At 46.7% G+C, this 846-nt stretch carries 1 protein-coding gene; it reads left to right on the plus strand.

The window, feature by feature from the left end; genetic code table 11:
- A partial coding sequence (locus ACFINZ_RS10305; protein WP_375701463.1) for a chromosome partitioning protein occupies nucleotides 1-774 on the plus strand: 774 nt, incomplete at its 5' end.
- Between the last annotated feature and the right edge of the window lie 72 nt (nucleotides 775-846).

The raw sequence follows: 846 nt of genomic DNA on the forward strand, positions 1-846 counted from the left end.
CATCGGCTTCGTGCTGCTGAGCTTTTGGGCTATAGTGACATTGATGCCGTTGTGGTGCAGGCTGATAAGGACAATGCCGCGCTTTTAGAGGTTGCTGAAAACCTCTTTCGCAATGAATTGTCAGTGATTGATCGTGCGCTTTTTGTCCAGACTTACCGCGAATTGTGGGAAAAGAAGTATGGGGAGATTAAGATTGGTCGGAATAAAAAATCAAAGGTGCAACTTGCACCTTTGATCGACGGTGATGGGCATTTAGAGCAATTGGGTCAAGTTGACCCTATTGCTCAACCGAGCAATAGTGCAAACATTGCACAATTGCATGATGAAAAAAAATTCGGTCAAGTTGACCGAATTTCTCATACCGATGAAGATAGTGGCAAAGAGATCGCTTTCTGCTTTGCTAAACATGTGGCAGATCGCATTGGTTTATCTGAAGAGTCAGTGAGACGACTTAATCGTATTTCCAAGTATTTACAGCCAGAATTACGCTCTGTTTTGCGGGGGACGGCATTGGCTGATAATCAAGCGCAATTGTTAAAATTAGCGAAGATGGAGCCGGTTGCGCAACGGCGGGTGGCGATTGCGCTCCAACAGGTTGAGGGAGATTTACGGCGGGCTATTGATTTGGTCAATGGGATTAATACGCCGCCGCAAATTAATGAACAGGAACGGATTTTTGCTCAGTTATTGGGTGTTTGGCAGAGGGCGGATGCGCAGACAAAGGCGCGGTTTTGTGATTATCTTGCAAGAGAACGAGGGGAGGAGCAGGCATGAAGAGGCATGGTTGCGGGCAGCTTGATTTTTTCCAAAAGCCGGTTTTTCCTTGTCGTGAACCCGTTGCACAGA

Source organism: Bartonella sp. AA81SXKL (genome assembly GCF_042196945.1).
Classification (GTDB): domain Bacteria; phylum Pseudomonadota; class Alphaproteobacteria; order Rhizobiales; family Rhizobiaceae; genus Bartonella.